At 61.9% G+C, this 17,502-nt stretch carries 15 protein-coding genes and 1 tRNA gene; 4 read left to right on the forward strand and 12 right to left on the reverse strand.

All coding sequences use genetic code 11. The features are described from left to right. Window positions 1–15: 15 nt before the first annotated feature. Together ASC86_RS21490 and ASC86_RS21495 are read right to left on the reverse strand one after the other, a co-directional pair. Window positions 16–1,026 carry a P1 family peptidase gene (locus ASC86_RS21490; protein WP_056326129.1) on the reverse strand — a complete coding sequence of 337 codons (1,011 nt, stop codon included), beginning with the start codon at window positions 1,024–1,026 and terminating at the stop codon, window positions 16–18. A gap of 1 nt (window position 1,027) precedes the next feature. Beyond that, entirely contained in the window at window positions 1,028–2,107 is a 1,080-nt protein-coding gene (locus tag ASC86_RS21495; protein ID WP_056326133.1) for a branched-chain amino acid ABC transporter substrate-binding protein, read from the reverse strand. A 256-nt stretch (window positions 2,108–2,363) separates the two neighbouring features. On the opposite strand from ASC86_RS21495, the gene ASC86_RS21500 reads away from it, so the two are divergent. Next, window positions 2,364–2,813, forward strand: coding sequence for a flavin reductase family protein (locus ASC86_RS21500; protein WP_082510386.1), 450 nt, complete (start codon window positions 2,364–2,366; stop codon window positions 2,811–2,813). A gap of 20 nt (window positions 2,814–2,833) precedes the next feature. On the opposite strand, the gene ASC86_RS21505 is transcribed toward ASC86_RS21500, so the two are convergent. The 9 genes from ASC86_RS21505 to ASC86_RS21545 all read right to left on the reverse strand — a co-directional run bounded on the left by ASC86_RS21505 (window position 2,834) and on the right by ASC86_RS21545 (window position 9,892). Further along, window positions 2,834–3,175, reverse strand: a complete 342-nt coding sequence (locus tag ASC86_RS21505) for a hypothetical protein (protein ID WP_056326138.1) — start codon at window positions 3,173–3,175, stop codon at window positions 2,834–2,836. Window positions 3,176–3,346: 171 nt separating this feature from the next. Beyond that, a tRNA-Cys gene (locus ASC86_RS21510) sits at window positions 3,347–3,420 on the reverse strand. A gap of 121 nt (window positions 3,421–3,541) precedes the next feature. After that, window positions 3,542–3,688 carry a hypothetical protein gene (locus ASC86_RS25980; protein WP_156387155.1) on the reverse strand — a complete coding sequence of 49 codons (147 nt, stop codon included), beginning with the start codon at window positions 3,686–3,688 and terminating at the stop codon, window positions 3,542–3,544. Window positions 3,689–3,882: 194 nt separating this feature from the next. Then, entirely contained in the window at window positions 3,883–4,593 is a 711-nt protein-coding gene (gene lexA, locus ASC86_RS21515; protein ID WP_056326141.1) for a transcriptional repressor LexA, read from the reverse strand. Between the two features lie 166 nt (window positions 4,594–4,759). Then, entirely contained in the window at window positions 4,760–4,978 is a 219-nt protein-coding gene (locus ASC86_RS21520; protein ID WP_056326143.1) for a hypothetical protein, read from the reverse strand. A gap of 411 nt (window positions 4,979–5,389) precedes the next feature. Then, entirely contained in the window at window positions 5,390–6,922 is a 1,533-nt protein-coding gene (locus tag ASC86_RS21530) for a DEAD/DEAH box helicase (RefSeq protein ID WP_056326148.1), read from the reverse strand. 232 nt (window positions 6,923–7,154) lie between these two features. Beyond that, complete coding sequence (locus ASC86_RS21535; protein ID WP_056326152.1) at window positions 7,155–8,486, reverse strand: M23 family metallopeptidase; 1,332 nt, start codon at window positions 8,484–8,486, stop codon at window positions 7,155–7,157. A 96-nt stretch (window positions 8,487–8,582) separates the two neighbouring features. Next, on the reverse strand, window positions 8,583–9,410 hold the full coding sequence (locus ASC86_RS21540) for a ferritin-like domain-containing protein (RefSeq protein WP_056326155.1): 828 nt from the start codon (window positions 9,408–9,410) through the stop codon (window positions 8,583–8,585). Continuing rightward, window positions 9,407–9,892 carry a peroxiredoxin gene (locus ASC86_RS21545; RefSeq protein ID WP_056326157.1) on the reverse strand — a complete coding sequence of 162 codons (486 nt, stop codon included), beginning with the start codon at window positions 9,890–9,892 and terminating at the stop codon, window positions 9,407–9,409. Before ASC86_RS21545 ends, ASC86_RS21540 begins: the two co-directional genes overlap by 4 nt. A 280-nt stretch (window positions 9,893–10,172) precedes the next feature. On the opposite strand from ASC86_RS21545, the gene ASC86_RS21550 reads away from it, so the two are divergent. Continuing rightward, window positions 10,173–13,565 (forward strand): DUF3971 domain-containing protein, encoded by a 3,393-nt coding sequence (locus ASC86_RS21550; RefSeq protein ID WP_056326160.1) that lies wholly within the window; start codon window positions 10,173–10,175, stop codon window positions 13,563–13,565. 51 nt (window positions 13,566–13,616) lie between these two features. Here the strand turns inward: ASC86_RS21550 and tyrS are convergent, their stop codons facing one another. Further along, the gene (gene tyrS / locus ASC86_RS21555) at window positions 13,617–14,870 is read right to left on the reverse strand and encodes a tyrosine--tRNA ligase (protein ID WP_056326163.1); all 1,254 of its coding nucleotides are present in this window, start codon (window positions 14,868–14,870) and stop codon (window positions 13,617–13,619) included. 137 nt (window positions 14,871–15,007) lie between these two features. Between tyrS and ASC86_RS21560 the strand changes: the two genes are divergently transcribed. Further along, window positions 15,008–16,129: an anhydro-N-acetylmuramic acid kinase gene (locus tag ASC86_RS21560; protein ID WP_056326166.1), complete on the forward strand. Its 1,122-nt coding sequence runs from the start codon at window positions 15,008–15,010 to the stop codon at window positions 16,127–16,129. Between the two features lie 117 nt (window positions 16,130–16,246). Next, window positions 16,247–17,443: a GGDEF domain-containing protein gene (locus ASC86_RS21565; protein ID WP_056326169.1), complete on the forward strand. Its 1,197-nt coding sequence runs from the start codon at window positions 16,247–16,249 to the stop codon at window positions 17,441–17,443. Window positions 17,444–17,502 lie beyond the last annotated feature (59 nt).

A 17,502-nucleotide genomic window follows, 5' to 3' on the forward strand; every position in this document is an offset into this window, starting at 1 on the left:
TTTCCCCGAAAGCTATTATCCTCCGCGTCTTTGCGACCATGTCGGCATCAGGTCTCCCTTCGCCGCCGTCGCATCGTGGACGCCACGGGCGATTGCGCGGGCCATGGTCGAGGCCGCAAGAGCGCAGAGCGTGACGAAACCGCGCTCATCCGGCTTGATGCCGCTTTTGCCGGTCGCCAGTGCAAAGACGATGTCGCCGTCGAAAGGCGTATGCGATGGCCAGAGCGCGCGAGCAAAGCCATCATGAGCGGCGATTGCCAGCCGCTTTGCCTCAGCCTTACTCAAGACGGCATCCGTGGCGATGACAGCGATGGTGGTGTTGCGCATTTCGGCCGGCGCGTCGCCCATCTTGGTGCGCACCTGCCGGGCGTCTGCGGGAAACGGATGGGGGAGGCCGAGATCGCCAAACTCGCCGTCTTCCTCGAAAGGAGCGGCCCAGAAATGCGGGGTGGTGCCGACGGTGGCGGAGCCGAGGGCATTGACCGCGACCAGTGCACCGATGCTCACGCCATCTCTGCTCTGGGTCGATGCTGTCCCGAGCCCGCCTTTCAGGCCTGCCGTCAACGCGCCGGTGCCTGCGCCGGCCGTGCCGGTCGAAAACTCGCTCCCGGCATTCAGGACCGCCTGATAGCCGAGTTCGCGATAGGGCGCGTAGCGACCCCAGTCCTTGTTTCCGCCATTCAGCAGATCGAACAGGATGGCGGCGGGCACTATCGGCACTCGCACCGGGCCGATGGCAAAGCCGCGCCCCTTTTCTGCAAGAGCCGCCTGCGCTCCCGATGCCGCATCGAGCCCGAAGGCTGAGCCGCCGGACAGCACGATCGCATCGACGGCCTGCACCGTGTTGTGCGGTTCGAGCAGATCGGTCTCGCGTGTGCCTGGCGCGCCGCCCAGAACCTGGCAGGCGGCCACGGCCGGCTCTTCGCACAAAACGACGGAGACGCCGGATTTCAACAGATGGTCTTCGGCATTGCCGACACGGATGCCGGCGACGTCGGTGATGGAATTGAGCGGGCCGGGCTTCATGTCAATCCACCGCCGGCGGAGCAGGGGAAAACCGGCCGTCGCGCCATTCGAGCAACTGGTACGGATTTTCCGCCAGTTCGTGATGCGCATCGAAGCTGATGGGACCAATCACTGTTTCGAACTTTCCGCGCGCCACCGCATCGCGCAGAGGGATGTCGTCCGTGCCGGCGAGATCCTTTGCCGCTTCGAGCAGGGTGCGTGCTGCAAAAGCAGGGAGCACATAGCCTTCCGCGACAATGCCGGCCTCCGACAGCGCCTTCGTCACCTCGGCCGCCTGCGGCTGGCGTGCATAGTCGGGCAAGGCAACAGCCAGAACACCGTTTTGCAGCGGCACAGGCTGGTCGGGGGCATTGAGGGTCTCGCCACCGAGGAAAGTGAGGCCGATTTTTTCGGATGCCGTATCGCGCGCCATGACGGCCATATCGGCGCGATCGCCACCGACGAAGACATGGGTCGCGCCGCTTTTGGCAAGGCGGCGCACGAGCGCGACCTGCTGCTCCTGCGACGGCCGGTAGGTATCGGTGAAGATGGCGGACAGGCCGATTTTCTCCAGCGAGGTGCGCACGGCCTCCACCAGTTCGCGGCCATGGATGGTGCCGTCGTCGATCAGCGCGAGCGGTTTGTCCTTCCAGCGGTCGAGGATGACGTCGGAAATCTTTGCTGCTTCCTTCGCCGCACCCGGCACGACGCGGTACAGCGGCCAGTTGTTCTTGGCGGCATCCTCCATCAGGATATCGGAGCGGACGCTGACGGTCAGCGCCGCGATATTCGCCTCGTTCAGCGCGGCGATGCTCGCCTCCAGGCTTTCGGTGCAAAGAAAGCCGATCGCGGCTTCCGCGCCGCTGTCGAGGATCGCCTTGGTCAGCTTTTCGCCGTCGCCGGCTTCGCAGGTTTCGGGGATGACGACGATCTGGCTACCGTGATCCTTGGCCTCAAAGGCGGCGCCATCGACGATCTGCTTACCGAGCAACGCAAACGGGCCATCCGCCGGCGCAACGACGGCGACCTTCAGGCCGGCCGCGGCGGCCGGCGCTGCGCCGAGCGCAACGATCGCGGCGAAAGGCAGGATCAGCCGACGCATTCGCAATTCCATTTCATCCACCATCGGCGCTCACCGCCGGATTGTATCCGAACGTATCGGGCTTATCGGAGCTTTTTTAAAGATGTCGGGATACGGGTCAAAGGAAAAGATGGCGATCAAGGGAAAAGATGTCGTAACGCCCTTTGTGCGGGCAATTGCCGCTTACATATTTTTTCCCAGAGACTATGTGTAGGGCCGTGAATTTTTCCGGAGCTTCGCATTGCACACGCTTGATCCCCTCGCATACCGCAACGCCATGAGCCGCTTTGCCGGCCACGTGCATATCGTAACGGCAGCACAGGGGGATATGCGCCGCGGGGTGACGATCACGGCCGCCTGCTCGGTTTCGGACGATCCGGCAACGCTGATGGTCTGCCTGAACCAGGCCAATCCGCGCAACGAGATTTTCCGCACGAACGGGTTCTTTGCGCTCAACACGCTGGCCGCGGACCAGATCGATATCGCCCACGTGTTTTCCGGGCGCGACGGCATCGATATGGCGAAGCGATTCGATTACGGCATCTGGCAGCCGCTTTCGACCGGAGCGCCGACGCTTTCCAACGCCGTGGCCGCGTTCGACTGCAAGCTTGTCGATATCAAGACCGTCGCCACCCATATGGTGCTTTTCGGCGAAGTCGTCGATATCCGTCTCGGTGACGACAGGCCGGCTCTGATCTATCTCGATCGAAGCTACAGGACGCTTTGAGCGTCATACGTTTCCTGATTCTAGCCGCCTGAGCCGGTGTGCGGCGTCGGGTCCTGATCGGTCGGGGCCAACTGCTGCTTCTCCCCGGCAGGTGGCGTGGTAGTCGGCTGGTTCGTGGAGGTTCCATCAGCAGGAGCCATCGACGGTGTCTGGGTTTCGCTATTCGTGCCCACATTGCGATCCACGCTTTCGCCGAACAACTCTGCGCCCGCCCAGGCAATCAAGGCCAGGAGGAGGCCGCACACCAGAACTACGAGGACAGGTTTACCGAGTCTGCCCTGCCGTGCCTCGCTCGTCGTTACCCGTACATCTCTGGTGTCGTCGGAAACACTGTTGCCGCGTTCGTCGATATGGGTCCCCATAGCATACTCCTCTCACGCATGATGCGTTGGAAGGGCAACGGAGAAGACGGGCAAATGTTCCTGGGAAGAGGGAATAGCGTTACGCGTGCAGGTTTTGCACACGCCCATCAGCGTTGCATTGCGCCCGAAAGAGAAGGCGCAATCAAATATGTATCGCGTGATGTGAAGTTTTGGAGGCCTCGCCCGGAATTGAACCGGGGTACAAGGATTTGCAGTCCTCTGCGTCACCACTCCGCCACGAGGCCTCTCGGACTTGATCAACAAGTCGTGGCGGGCGTTTAGAACGAATCTGACATCGGTGCAAGAGGGGCGTTGTGAATATGATCCTTTTTCCATGCTGGTGGAAGGCTTCAGCACATCCTACGTTCAGCCAAGCGGCTTGTCGTCGCCGTCATCATCGTCGTCGACATCGATGATCTGGTAGTTGTCGGCGCTTTTGAAAGCACCCCAGCCGAGGTGTCCGAGCAATACGCCGCTGAACACCAGCACCACGAGAAACCTGATAATCAACATTCGGCACCTCCTTCCTGATTTGCCCACCATACGCAGGAAGAGGTGGCTGTCCATTCACATCGAAACAAGAATCGTAACAGGCATTGCAGGTTGCAAAAGCTCCGCCTTCGATTGCTGTTGGACGGCTCACATTTCGCTCGCTCGGCCCACTACGAGCACAGTATTGCGGGCGGCCAAGAAAGGCCTGTGAAAACCTAATGATAGCGCCGTATGAGGCCGACGAGCTTGCCCTGAATCTTGACGCGGTCAGGGCCGAAGATGCGGGTTTCATAGGCCGGATTGGCTGCCTCGAGAGCTATGGAGGCGCCCTTGCGGCGGAAGCGCTTCAGCGTCGCTTCTTCGTCATCGACGAGCGCAACGACGATTTCGCCGGGGCTGGCGCTGGTGGTGTTGCGGATGATCACCGTATCGCCATCGAGAATGCCGGCCTCGATCATCGAATCACCACGCACTTCGAGCGCATAGTGCTCACCCGCGCCAATCATCTCCATCGGCACGGAAATGTCGTGGGTGTTGTTCTGGATCGCGGAGATCGGCACGCCCGCGGCGATGCGGCCCATAACGGGCACGCTGACCGAATGATGCTCCGGAACGACGGGCGCTTTTACCGGTGGCGGTGGGGCGGCGTCGCGGCTACCCTGGATAACGCTGGGCGAAAAGCCGCGCTTAGGCTGCAGGCTCGGCGAATAGGCTTCCGGAAGTTTGATGACCTCCAGCGCGCGGGCGCGGTTGGGAAGCCGGCGGATGAAGCCGCGCTCCTCCAGTGCTGTGATCAAGCGGTGGATGCCGGATTTCGAGGCGAGGTCCAGCGCGTCCTTCATTTCGTCGAATGAAGGGGGCACGCCGGATTCCTTCATCCGTTCGTGGATGAAAAGCAGCAGTTCCTGTTGCTTACGGGTCAGCATGACATTTCACTCCGGAATTGCGAAACAAATCAAGAACAGACACTATATGTTCCATTTGTGTTCCGCAAGGGCTTAAAAGCAAGTGAATTTTCCGGAATGGCATGCAGAATCATTCCGGCCAGCGGTTTGCCGGCCGGTCAGCTTTTGGGGCGGCTATACAAAATCGCTAGTGGTAGTAGAAGCAGGCGCACTCCGCCTTGGCTTCGTCGCTGTCGCTCCAGACGCGCACCGCGAGCTTGCGCGCAGCCCCCGTTTCGTCCAGGCGAATGCCGAGCAGCGATGTTGCGGCAACCTTCGGACTGAGCGCGTTTATTTCCACCGTCTTTCCGACCTGATGAACTCCGTCCTGCGGCGTCCAGGTGAAGAATTGCAGGTTGTAATGCATCGCATCTCCTCCGTCACATTTGCAGCCATACGGGTTCAAAGGCTCACATTATCATGATTTGCAGCGGTTTTCATCTTTTGTGGCTACAGACGGCATCGTTCAATGTTGAATGCATTGTTCACTTTATACAGTCTTCAAATTGTGAACGTTCGGCGCAATATTCTCCTCAACAGCTCAGGAGAAAGATCATGAGAGAGCCATTCTTGCAAATCGGAGACTTCGCCATCTGGACGCTGATTCTGGGGAGCGTAATCGGCTATCAGCTTTGGACTCATTCCGACCCGGCACCTCTGACGACAGCTTTTGTGATGGTCGCCGGTTAAAAGGTCGCGAAAAAAACGCAAACGAAAACCGCCTGCCGGGAAACGACCTGGCAGGCGGTTTTATTATGGGAAGAAGCGTCGCTTCCGATCAGGCCTTGCCGGCGATCAGCATGAAGGCCGGGATATCGTCGCCGAAGCCGACCGGGGTCGGGCCGTCGTCCTGGTCGCGGCGATAGCGGTTGCGGCGATCGCGATTGTCGTTGTTGGCAGCGTGCGAGGCCGAGTTGTTCCGGTTGCTGGTCTGCGGCTTCGGTTCTGCCTTGCGTTCTGCTCTCACGGGTTCTGCCTTTGCTGTGACCGCTGCTTCGGTCGTGACTGCACTATCGTCGCGTTTGGTGTCGGATTTGTGACCGGCTGCGCGTTCCGTCTCCCGTTCGGCCCCGCGATCACGATCGCGATCACGGCCTCGACCGCCACGCTTGCCGTCGCGCTCGGATTTGCGACGGTCGGACTTGCCGTTCTCGTGGCTTTCCATAGGGGCGGGGAGTTCGGAAAGATCACCGTTCAACCATTCGATCTTCAGGTCGATCAACTTTTCGATGGCGTCGGTGAACTTGGTATCGCGCTTGGTGACCAGCGTGAAGGCGGCGCCCGGGCGGCCGGCGCGGCCGGTGCGGCCGATGCGGTGGACATAGTCTTCCGCGTGGATCGGCACGTCGAAATTGAAGACATGGCTGACATCGGGGATGTCGAGGCCACGGGCTGCGACGTCGGAGGCGACGAGCAGTTGGATGTTGCCGTCCTTGAAGTTGGCGAGCATCGTGGTGCGCGAACGCTGGTCCATGTCGCCGTGCAGCGCGCCGACGGAAAAGCCGTGGCGTTCGAGCGAGCGGAAGAGGTCGGCGACATCAAGCTTGCGGTTGCAGAAGATGATCGCGTTCTTCAGCTCTTCCTGGGCGCGGATGAGGTCACGCAGCACTGCGCGCTTCTCGTAGTCTTTCGCATGGGCGGCGACGAAGCGCTGCGTCACGGTCTTGGCGGTGGAAGACGGCGGGGCGACTTCGACCCGCTCCGGGTTCTGCAGGAAGCGGTCGGCGAGCTTCTGGATTTCCGGCGGCATGGTCGCCGAGAAGAACAGCGTCTGGCGCGTAAAGGGGATGAGCTTGGCGATGCGCTCGATATCCGGGATGAAGCCCATGTCGAGCATGCGGTCGGCTTCATCGATGACGAGGATTTCGACGCCCGTCATCAGCAGTTTGCCGCGTTCGCAATGGTCGAGCAGGCGGCCGGGGGTGCAGATCAGCACGTCTGCGCCGCGCTCCAGCTTGCGGTCCTGCTCATCGAAGGAGACGCCGCCGATCAGCAGCGCGATGTTGAGCTTGTGATTCTTGCCGTATTTTTCGAAGTTTTCGGCGACCTGTGCAGCGAGTTCGCGCGTCGGTTCGAGAATCAGCGTGCGCGGCATGCGGGCGCGGGCGCGGCCCTTTTCCAGAAGCGTCAGCATCGGCAGAACGAAGGAGGCCGTCTTGCCCGTACCCGTCTGTGCGATGCCGAGGATATCGCGACGCATCAGGGCCGGGGGAATGGCTCCCTCCTGGATCGGCGTCGGAATGGAATAGCCCGCATCGGCAACAGCGGAGAGTACTTTTTGGCTCAGGCCAAGATCAGAAAACGTGGTCAATTGGAAATCTGTTTCCGTTCCGGTTCGCAAAGAACACTGGTGACATCGCACTCACACTTGGGGTGCGTTGTGGGGGCTCATAGGCTCAAAGCGGAACAAAGTCAAGAAAACCGGGCGTTTGATCGATCGGGCCGTCAATAAAAAGAAGTATTTTCGCGTCGCCTTTTAAAGAGTGCGCGAACAGTCGGCGTGGCGGTGCGCGGTTTTCCAGGCCGCATCTCGTCGATGCGCGTCAGTTGACCAGCTTGTCGAGCTTTGTGCCGGCCATCAAAAACCGCATCGGGTCAACGGCTTGCCCGTTCAGCCTCACCTCATAGTGGAGGTGCGGGCCGGTGGAGCGGCCGGTGCTGCCGGTCAGCGCGATCGCTTCGCCGGCATTCACATGGTCGCCGACCTTGACGAGAATGCCGGAGAGGTGGGCGTAGCGAGTGGAAACGCCGTTGCCGTGGTCGACTTCCACCATATTGCCGTAGCCGCCGCTGCGGCCGGCCGAAACGACCGTACCCGGCGCGGTCGCGGCAATGCGGGTGCCGGTCGCGGCACGAAAATCGATGCCGGCATGCAGTGCAAGCCGGCCGAGGAAGGGATCGACCCGGTTGCCGAAGCGGCTGGTGATGTCGCTTGCCGGCGAAGGGTTGGAGAAGGGCAGTTTTTTCACTTCGCCGCGCATGTGTTCGAGCCGCACCAGCGCATTGTCGAGCGCCACCAGCGAATTATCGAAATCCTCGGTGGTTTCCGGCGCCACATAGGGGCCGCCGATGGCCGTGTCGTCCGCAGCCGGGGTGGCCTCGGCGGTCTCGGGCGTGTCGGTATCGACATCGAGCCCGGTACGCTCGACGATGGCGGCGATTTCATCGGCCGTTTCGGAGGTCTGCTCGGTCAGGTCCTTGATGCGGGATTTCTGTGCCCGATCGATATTCTTCAAGGACAGGGTGATGCGCGAGAAAAGCCGGTCCGAGCGATCGCCGAGCGATTCGCGCATCGGCATCTCGGCATAGGCGAGCGCCGTTTCTCCCGCAGGCTTTGCCGAGGTGTCGGCGGAGGCGAGACCCATCAGCCGCTCGATCGCCTTGATGCCGCCGGAAGCGTCGGCGCGTTTCTGATAGGCATTGATCGGGGCTTCGAGCGGGGCAGACTGCTCGTCTTCGACAGGGATGCCGGCGTTTTCGGCCCGGTCGAGCAGCGAGCCGAGCTTACCGTGGCGTGAGGTCAGGGCAAGCTGTTGCTGCAGCAGCTTTTCGACCTTCTCTTCGACCACCTGCTGGTCGAGGAGCTGGCGGCTGGTGACACGGTCGACCTGGGCGCGCAGCGCTGCGATGCGGTCTTCATATTCGTGCTGCATGCGCGCCTGGCGCGCCATGGTGCCGCCGATCAGGTCGTCGCGCAGCACGAGATAGGAGGTGGCGGCGAGATAGCCGATGCCGAGCGCGCAGACGACGGAAACCGAAAGCGCGGCCATCCAGGGCTGGAGGGTGATATGCCGCACCTTGTCGCCCCTGGCGAGAATCAGGATGTGTTTTTCGGCCTTCTTCCCGAAAACGCGACTTTCCGTCCGCCCTGACACCCGACCGCCCCCGTCATACCCGTGCGCTTTTACTGGCAACGATTAGACCTTGTTAAGGTTAACAAAGCCTTTCATCGGTGACTTTTGGCAGCAGTTTCAGATGTTGGTGGAGGCCGTCATCGAACGGTAGAAAGACGGCGTCAGGCCGGCCTCGGCGCGGGCGATATCGTTGAACGGGGCTTTAAGCGGACCGCGAAAATTGGTGCGGACCAGCGCCTGGAACGTCGCGGCCGGATCTTTCTTCTGGCGGGCGCAGAGAAAGCGGAACCACTTGGCGCCGACGGCGACATGGCCTTTTTCGTCTTCATAGATCACGTCGAGCACGGCGACGCTTTCCATGTCGCCGGCCTCGCGCATCTTTGCCTGCAGGGCCGGCGTCACATCGAGGCCGCGCGCTTCGAGAATCAGCGGCACGACGGCGAGCCGCGCCGTCAGGTCGTTGCGGGTGTCGTGGGCGGCCTGCCAAAGACCGTCATGGGCGGGCATGTCGCCGTAATCGGCGCCGAGTTCCCGCAAGCGGCCGCGCACCATGCGAAAATGCTTGGCCTCCTCGAAGGCAACTTTCATCCAGCCGTCGAAGAAGGAATTCGGCACACGCTCGCTGGCGAATCGCGCGACGATATCGAGGGCGAGATCAACGGCATTGAGTTCGATATGGGCGATGGCGTGCAACAGGGCGATGCGCCCGCGGGTCGAATGCAGCGAACGGCGCGCGACCTTGGTCGGGGCGATGAGTTCAGGCCGGGCGGGGCGTCCCGGCCGGTCGGGTACAGCAAGGTCGAGCGGCGAACGCAGCGAGAGGGTGCGCTCGTGCCAGCGCCGGGCGGTTTCCTGGGCAAGCTCGGTCTTCAGGTCGAGATCGGCAGTGGCGATCGCCCTTGCGGCGCCGTCGCGAAGGCTGTGGATCGCGGGAAGGCTGCTCATGCAGGCGCGCCGGCAGCGCGTGCCGTGGCTTCCTGCAGTACCTCGTCGATATGGCCTGAGATTTTGACCTTCTCCCAGAGCTTTGCCACCGTGCCATCCGGGGCGATCAGCAATGTCGTGCGTTCGACGCCCATATATTTGCGGCCGTAGAGCGACTTTTCGACCCAGACGCCATAGGCCTCGCAGATATCCTTGGTCTCGTCGGATGCGAGAGGGGTCTTCAGGCTGTATTTCTTGACGAACTTGTCGTGTTTTTTCACCGGATCGGGAGACATGCCGAGCAGGCTCACGCCCGCAGCCGTGAAAGCGTCGGCTTTCGCGCTGAAATCGATCGCTTCGGTGGTGCAGGTGGGGGTATCGTCCTTGGGATAGAAGAACAGGACGAGCCATTTTCCCCTGAAATCGGAAAGCGAGACCGTGCCGCCGCCATCGCGGGGCAGCGTGAAGTCCGGGGCCTTGTCGCCGGTTGCCACTTTCGCCATGAATTCACCTCGCTTTCGACCATTTCATACTCTAGCTCGCGCCACCTCGGCTTTAGCGGCTTCTGCCCCCGCACGTAAAGCCCTCGCGCCCGCGATGCGGGCCGACATCGCAAGCCCGCACTTGACGGGCGGCAAAGGTCTATTCGATATGCGGTGAGACCTGTGCTGCATATTCGGGGTATAATGAAAACGGCGCTCCTTTTTGGGGCGGGACTGTCCGGCAGGAAACGGTGGACCATATGACTGGACAGAACTCGATCGGGGAAGGCACGCAGCGTCGATGAGCGACATCCGCGGCGAAAAGGTAAAGTTCCGCAGACACGAGATCGTGGCGCTGCACGATCTGCCTTCGGCGCAGGCCCACGACCCCTGCATCGTGCATCCGGGCAGCCGCGGCACTTTTCGGACGGCAGCCGGCGTCTTTCTCGGCATCGCCGCCTTTGCCGTGGCGCTGGTTCTGCTGCTGGTCGTGGCGATCGAAGGCGGGTTGATCGACAGACCGCTCAATGCGCGCGCAACAGCTGCGCTCAATGCCGCCCTCGGCAGCGGCTATCATGCGGAGGTCGGCAATACCGTTCTGCGCATGACATCCGGCGGATCGTTGGCGCTGAAGGCGAGCGATGTGACGCTGGTCGAAAACGCCTCCGACAAGCGGCTGATCACCACGCGCTCCGTCTATATCGAATTGAATTCTCTGGCTTTGTTGGCCGGGCGCCTGTCGGTCTCGCAGATCGAGGCGGAAGGGGCCATGCTCGATCCGACGCTTCTGCCGCAGGGCAAGCCGATCGATCTCACCACCATCCGCATCAGCCAGATCGGCGATGGCCTCGAAGGCGTCTTTACCCAGATCGATGCGATCTCGCGGCTGATCGCCCGCAGCAACACCCAGAACATGCGTATCGCCGATATGCGGCTTTCGCTGTCCGGCCCGCGCAACAAGGTCGTGCCGATCCAGATCGATACGCTCGATTTCAGCCGTGATGTCGACGGCGCGCTTCGTATCGAGGGCGCTTTCGATATCGACGGAACGCCGGCGCAACTGCATCTGGCCGCGACCGGCCGTCCTGACCGGACGATGCAGCTCGACGGCGATGTCAGCGGCCTGCCGCTGGCCGCTCTTTTGCACCGCACTGCAACCCCGGCCGAGCCGGCCTTCGGCATCGACAGCACCGCGAGCCTGACGATCAAGGCCCTGCGCGGCGCGGAGGGCGGTGCGCCGACGCTGAATGTGAGCGCCAAATCCGAAGACGGTACGTTCGAGGCCGGTGGGCTGTCGTCCTCGCTCAAATCGTCCGAACTCAATCTTTCCTATGATTTCGGGCGCGGCTCGATCGAAGTGTTGCCGTCCATCGTTCGCGTCGGGCGTTCGTCCTTCCCGTTCTCGGGTGCAGTCATCGATCTCGACAAGATCAACAACGACCCGCGCAAAGGCTTTGCCCTCGACCTGCTTGTTCGCGCGGCCAGCTCCGCACCGGTGGATGTTTCCGATCCGCCGCTGATCTTCGACGCCAAGGCGAGGGGGCAGTTCCTGTCGGAAACCCATGAGCTGCTGTTCGATCAGTTGAAGGTCGCGAGCGGGCAGGGCTCGGTTGCCGGCTCGCTGTCGGTGCGATTCGGAAAGACATCGCCGCAAATCAGCTTTGCCGCCCTGAGCGACGAGTTGCAGCCCGCCGCCGTCAAGCAGCTCTGGCCCTGGTGGGTGGCGAAGACCGCCCGCAAATGGGTGGTGGCCAATATTTTCGGCGGCACCGTCACCAATGGCCGCATCGAGGTCTTCTTGCCGGAAGGGCGCATTGCCGAGAATATCGGCCCGCTGCACCTGAACGACCAGGAACTCACCATCGGCTTCGATATCGCCGATACCCGCGTGAACCTGCCGGGCGATATCCCGCCGCTTCGCGACGCCGCCGGCACTTTCCGCCTGAAGGGGCAGGACCTCGATGTCGACCTGAAGGCCGGTGCGGCCTATTTCGGCTCCGGCCGGACGGTGACGCTGACGGGCGGCGATTTCGCCATTCCCAATACCTATGAGAAGCCGCTGATGGCGGAGATGCGGCTCGATCTTGCCGGCAATGCCGATGCGATCGCGGAACTTGCAAGCTTCCGGCCGATCGATGCGCTGAAGCACACGCCGTTCAAGATCGAGGATTTTTCCGGTCCCGTCACGGCGCAGGTGGGCGCGCGTTTTGGCCTCGTTGCCGACCAGAAACCACCGCCGCCGCAATGGCAGACGCAGATCGCGCTTGACGGGGTCGATCTGAAGACGCCGATCGCCGGCCGCGCCATTACCGCCGTCAAGGGCACGCTCAGAATCGACCAGAACCAGGCGGAGCTGAAATCCACAGCCGATATCGATGGCGTGCCGATGGAGATTTCGGCGCTGGAGCCAGTCGGGGCGAAAAGCACGGTCAAGCGGCAGCGGGATATTTCCGGCACACTCGACGACAAGGCGATCGCCAAGCTCGCGCCGGGGCTGGGCGGTATCCTCAGCGGCCCGGTCGGCATCGATATCGCCGCGGACGATACGAACGTGCAGAAGATCACGGCCGATCTCGACAATGCTTCTCTCGTTTTGCCCTGGGTCGGGTGGTCGAAGGGACGCGGAATCGATGCGAAGGTCGATTTTTCCACGAAGACGACCGACGGGGTGACCGAGATCAGCGACCTGACGCTGAAGGGCGACGGGTTTGGCGCAAGCGGCGATCTGGTCATCGACAAGAGCGGCTTGCGCAAGGGCGATTTCACCTCCGTCCGCCTTGCCTCCGATGACGATTATCGCGTTGCCATCGAGCGGCAGAAGGGCGGCTACGGCGTTGTCGTCAATGGCCGGGCGGCGGATTTCCGCCCGCTCATCATGAGCATGCGCACCCAGGACAAGCCGCGCACCGGCGGCGATGCCCAGCAGGTGTCGGTTTCGGCAAACCTCGATACGGTTTCCGGCTTCCATTCGGAAAACCTGTCAAACCTCAACCTTCGCTATTCGGCGCGCGGCAGCCGGATCGATAGGCTCGATCTGTCCGCCGTCACCAAGAGCGGCCAGGCGGTGGTTGCCAAGATGGTGGCGAACGGGCCGGACAACACATTGCAGCTAACCAGCGGCGATGCCGGCGCGCTGGCGCGCTTTGCCGATCTCTACGGCAACATGCGCGGCGGCCTTTTGAATGTGAAGCTGCGCGACCGGGGCGCTAATTCCTGGCGCGGCAGTATCGACATCCGCAAGTTCTCGCTCGTCAACGAGGCGCGGCTGCAATCGCTGGTCTCGACGCCCACCGGCTCGGACGGCAGGAGCCTCAATCAGGCGGTCAAGCGCGATATCGACGTGCGCTCGGCCCGTTTCGAGCGCGGCTTTGCCAATCTGGCGATCGACCAGGGTATGGTGGCGCTCGATGACGGCATCGTGCGCGGCGTCGATATCGGCGCGACCTTCCAGGGCATACTGCGCGACAAGAACGGCAATATGGATATGACCGGCACCTTCATGCCGGCCTATGGCCTCAACCGGTTGTTCGGCGAACTGCCGCTGATCGGCGTGTTGCTCGGCAACGGCACCGACCGCGGCCTGCTCGGCATCACCTTCAAGCTGACCGGTTCCTTCGAAAAACCGGACCTGATGATCAACCCGCTGTCGATCATCGCCCCCGGCGTCTTCCGCAACATCTTCGAATTCCAATAAAAAAGCCGGCGTCTTGCGCCGGCTTTTCCGTGATCAGCAGGTTGAGGGGAATCAGGCGGGACGCACCAGCGCGTGCTTCTTCTTGCCGACCGAGAGCTTGACGATGCCCTCTGCGGTAATATCGCCGGTGCCGATCAGCTGCCGCTCGTCGGAAACCGCCTTGTCGTTGATGCGGACAGCGCCGCCCTGCACATGCCGGCGGGCTTCGCCGTTGCTGCCGGCAAAGCCGGCCCGCACGATCAGTGCCAGAAGGCCGATGCCGGCTTCGAGTTCGCCGGTGGACACATCGACGCTCGGCAGGTTCTCGGCGATAGCGCCTTCCTCGAAGGTCTTCCGGGCTGTTTCGGCGGCTTCCTCGGCGGCGGCGCGGCCGTGAAGGATCGCCGTCACTTCCGTTGCGAGGATCTTCTTCGCTTCGTTGATTTCCGAACCGCCGAGCGCGCCGAGGCGGGCGATCTCGTCCATCGGCAGGGTCGTGAACAGCTTCATGAAGCGGATCACGTCGGCATCCTCGGTGTTGCGCCAGTACTGCCAGAAATCATAGACCGGCAGCAGTTCGGCATTGAGCCAGACCGCGCCCGAGGCCGACTTGCCCATCTTGGCTCCGGAGGAGGTGGTGAGCAGCGGCGAAGTCAGCGCGTAGAGCTGCGGCGTGCCCATGCGGTGGCCGAGATCGATGCCGTTGACGATATTGCCCCACTGGTCGGAACCGCCCATCTGCAGCCGGCAGCCGGTGCGCTTGTTCAGTTCGACGAAATCGTAGGCCTGGAGGATCATGTAGTTGAATTCCAGGAACGACAGCGACTGTTCGCGGTCGAGGCGCGTCTTGACGCTGTCGAAGGACAGCATGCGGTTGACCGAGAAGTGACGGCCGACATCGCGCAGGAATTCGAGGTAGTTAAGCGGGCGCAGCCAGTCGGCATTGTTGATCATCAGCGCCGGATTGCCGGCGCGATCGTAGTCGAGATAATTCGAGAAGCAGCGCTTGAGCGAGGCGATATTGTCCTCGATCATATCGACGGTCATCAGCTTGCGCGCTTCCTCCTTGAAGGAGGGATCACCGACCATGCCGGTGCCGCCGCCCATCAGCGAGATCGGCTGGTGGCCGGTTTCCTGCAGCCAGTGCAGCATCATGATCTGCAGCAGATGGCCGACATGCAGGCTCGATGCGGTCGGATCATAGCCGATATAGGCCGTCACTTTTTCCTTGGCGAAGAGGGCATCAAGACCAGTCTCGTCGGAGACCTGGTGGATGAAACCGCGCTCTTTCAGCGTGCGCAGGAAATCGGACTTGTACTCGGACATGAGATCGTCTCTCTCGGTGGCGTGTTGGGGATCGAGCAGCGCTCTTGTTGGATAACGGCCGGGCGTTTACCACTGTTTTTGCAAAGATGCACCTGTTTCGGCAGCAAACGGGCGAGGGCAAGGGAAGAAAGACAGGCATGACGGCTATACGCACGGCAATCGGGCTCATGAGCGGCACCAGCATGGACGGCATCGATATCGCCCTCCTCAAGACCGACGGGGAAGACCATGTCGAGCGCGGCCCTTCCATGGGCGTCGGATACGAGCCGGCGTTCCGCGACCGACTGAAACAGGCGCTCGTGGAGGCGAGCGGCCTTACCGAGAGGACCGAGCGGCCGGGCGATCTCGCTGCCGTCGAACGAAACCTGACGATGCGCCATGCGATCGCCGTAAATGATTTCCTCCATCGCAATGGGCTGAAGGCCGCCGATATCGATGTGATCGGCTTCCATGGACAGACGGTGTTGCATCGGCCGGACGCGGCGCTGACAGTGCAGCTCGGCGACGGCCAGCTGCTGGCCGATCTCACCGGCATTCCCGTCGTTTTCGACATGCGCGCCAACGACATGGTCCACGGCGGGCAGGGGGCGCCATTAATCCCGGCCTATCATCAGGCGCTGGCTCGCGGGCAGGGCACGTCTTCGGCAACCGTGTTCGTCAATATCGGCGGCATCTCAAACCTCACCTATATCGGCTCGAACGGCCAGATCGCCGCCTATGACAGCGGCCCCGGCAATACGCTGATCGACCAGTGGGTGGAGGAGCATACCGGCAAGGCCTTCGATGCTGGCGGCGAGATCGCGAGCCGCGGCAGGGTCTTATCCGCGCTCGCGGGACGCTATCTCGATCATCCGTTCTTTTCCGCCAATGTCCGCCGTTCGCTGGACCGCAACGATTTTCACCCGCCGGTGCGAACGGAGGCAGGCTTGGAAGACGGAGCCCGCACGCTTGCCTATGTGACGGCGGCGGCGATCCTGAAATCCGCGTCGCATCTTCCCGAGCAGCCGGCGCGCTATGTTGTCTGCGGCGGCGGCCGGCTCAATGAGGTGATCATGGGGCATCTACGGGAGCTTGCGGCCCGAGATGGCGCGGATGTCGTGCCGGCCGAAGCGCTCGGTTTCAACGGCGATTCGATGGAGGCGGAGGCCTGGGCCTATCTGGCGGCGCGCTCGAAGCGGGGACTTCCGCTGACCTTTCCGGGAACGACGGGTGTGGCGCTACCGGTCAGCGGCGGCGTGTCCGTCATACCCCGGCCGTAAATGGAAATTAACGGTTCCTTTGCCGGAAGGCGCTAATATTGCAACGATCCTCTCTTGTGGACGCCGGCCGCGCCCATGGGGGAAAGGGCGCGAGGGGCGCCCGCCACGGACGGATATATGAACGGCGCGCTTTTTCTCCTGATCGTCAACTTCCTGATCGCGCAGCTGTTCTGCGTCTTTTTCCTGGTCATTGCCGGGCGCAGCCGTTTTCCCGCCGCCGCCCGCTGGTTTGCCGTCGCCTTCGCCACCGCCTCGCTTGCCGCGATCTTCGAGATGCTGATCCGCATCGACGATTTCGATCGTCTTTGGGCTTTCTGCGCCTTCTCGTCGCTGCTTTTGGGGGTCTATTTCATCCGGGTCGGCATCGGTTATATCTATTCGTTCCCGGTGAATATCGGCGGCGCGCTGCTGCTGTTCGGCGTGTCGGCCACGGTAAACCTTGCGATCTTCGATCTGCCGCGCAACAGCTGGACCCATGCGCTGGGTTATCAGTTGCCGTTCTTCGTCGTCGAGGTGGTGTCCGCGCTGGCGGTCTATCGTTCCGGAAGAAAGGCCGTTGCCGACAGGACACTGATGATCCTACTTCTGCTGACGGGCCTGCATTTTCTCAGTAAATCCTATTTCGCGGTGATGATGGCGGGAGCCGATGCGCAGGCCTATCTTTCCACCGTCTATGCGCTGGTATCGCAGAGCCTGGGCGCCATCCTCGTCGTTTCGACCGGGCTGACGCTGCTTGCCGTCATCGTCGTGGAGATTATGGACGAGGCGAAATTCCGCTCCGAGGTCGATCCGCTCTCGTGCCTTTTGAACCGGCGCGGTTTCTTCGAACGGGTGAACCAGGTGCTTGCCCGGCCGATCGCTGCCTTCCCCCATTGTGTCGTTCTCGTCGATATCGATCACTTCAAGACCGTCAACGATACCTACGGCCATTTTGCGGGCGACCAGGTGATCGTTCGGCTGGCCCAGACCCTCCTGGAGCAGGCGCCCGCGGATGCCATTTGCGCTCGGCTCGGCGGCGAGGAATTCGCGGTGTTCCTGCCCTCGACGGGCGATGCGACGGGATATCTTTATGCGCAGGCGGTCCGTGGAAACTTTTCCGCGCATAAATTCGCCGGCATGCCGGACGATGTGCGTCTGACAGCGAGTTTTGGGGTCTGCATCATGAGGGATGCGCGCGAGCCGATCGATACCATCCTGCATCTCGCCGACAAGGCGCTCTATGAGGCTAAACGCAACGGCCGCAACCGCGTGGTACGAGCCAATCAGGCAGGTCGGGACTCGGTGGCTTATCTCACACGCCAGGTCAGTGCCTGACGAAAATTCTTATCAATAGTTTGAGGGCGGTCGATGACCGCCCTCAATTTTTTATTAGA

This window comes from Rhizobium sp. Root1212 (assembly GCF_001424985.1).
GTDB lineage: Bacteria > Pseudomonadota > Alphaproteobacteria > Rhizobiales > Rhizobiaceae > Pararhizobium.

What these genes read in the sequence shown, in the direction of transcription:
- ASC86_RS21490 (WP_056326129.1), bottom strand. Translation starts at nt 1,026, where the DNA reads ATGAAGCCCGGCCCGCTCAATTCCATCACCGACGTCGCCGGCATCCGT.
- ASC86_RS21565 (WP_056326169.1), top strand. Translation starts at nt 16,247, where the DNA reads ATGAACGGCGCGCTTTTTCTCCTGATCGTCAACTTCCTGATCGCGCAG.
- ASC86_RS21505 (WP_056326138.1), bottom strand. Translation starts at nt 3,175, where the DNA reads ATGGGGACCCATATCGACGAACGCGGCAACAGTGTTTCCGACGACACC.
- lexA (WP_056326141.1), bottom strand. Translation starts at nt 4,593, where the DNA reads ATGCTGACCCGTAAGCAACAGGAACTGCTGCTTTTCATCCACGAACGG.
- ASC86_RS21520 (WP_056326143.1), bottom strand. Translation starts at nt 4,978, where the DNA reads ATGCATTACAACCTGCAATTCTTCACCTGGACGCCGCAGGACGGAGTT.
- ASC86_RS21495 (WP_056326133.1), bottom strand. Translation starts at nt 2,107, where the DNA reads ATGCGTCGGCTGATCCTGCCTTTCGCCGCGATCGTTGCGCTCGGCGCA.
- tyrS (WP_056326163.1), bottom strand. Translation starts at nt 14,870, where the DNA reads ATGTCCGAGTACAAGTCCGATTTCCTGCGCACGCTGAAAGAGCGCGGT.
- ASC86_RS21540 (WP_056326155.1), bottom strand. Translation starts at nt 9,410, where the DNA reads ATGAGCAGCCTTCCCGCGATCCACAGCCTTCGCGACGGCGCCGCAAGG.
- ASC86_RS21560 (WP_056326166.1), top strand. Translation starts at nt 15,008, where the DNA reads ATGACGGCTATACGCACGGCAATCGGGCTCATGAGCGGCACCAGCATG.
- ASC86_RS25980 (WP_156387155.1), bottom strand. Translation starts at nt 3,688, where the DNA reads ATGTTGATTATCAGGTTTCTCGTGGTGCTGGTGTTCAGCGGCGTATTG.
- ASC86_RS21550 (WP_056326160.1), top strand. Translation starts at nt 10,173, where the DNA reads ATGAGCGACATCCGCGGCGAAAAGGTAAAGTTCCGCAGACACGAGATC.
- ASC86_RS21500 (WP_082510386.1), top strand. Translation starts at nt 2,364, where the DNA reads ATGAGCCGCTTTGCCGGCCACGTGCATATCGTAACGGCAGCACAGGGG.
- ASC86_RS21545 (WP_056326157.1), bottom strand. Translation starts at nt 9,892, where the DNA reads ATGGCGAAAGTGGCAACCGGCGACAAGGCCCCGGACTTCACGCTGCCC.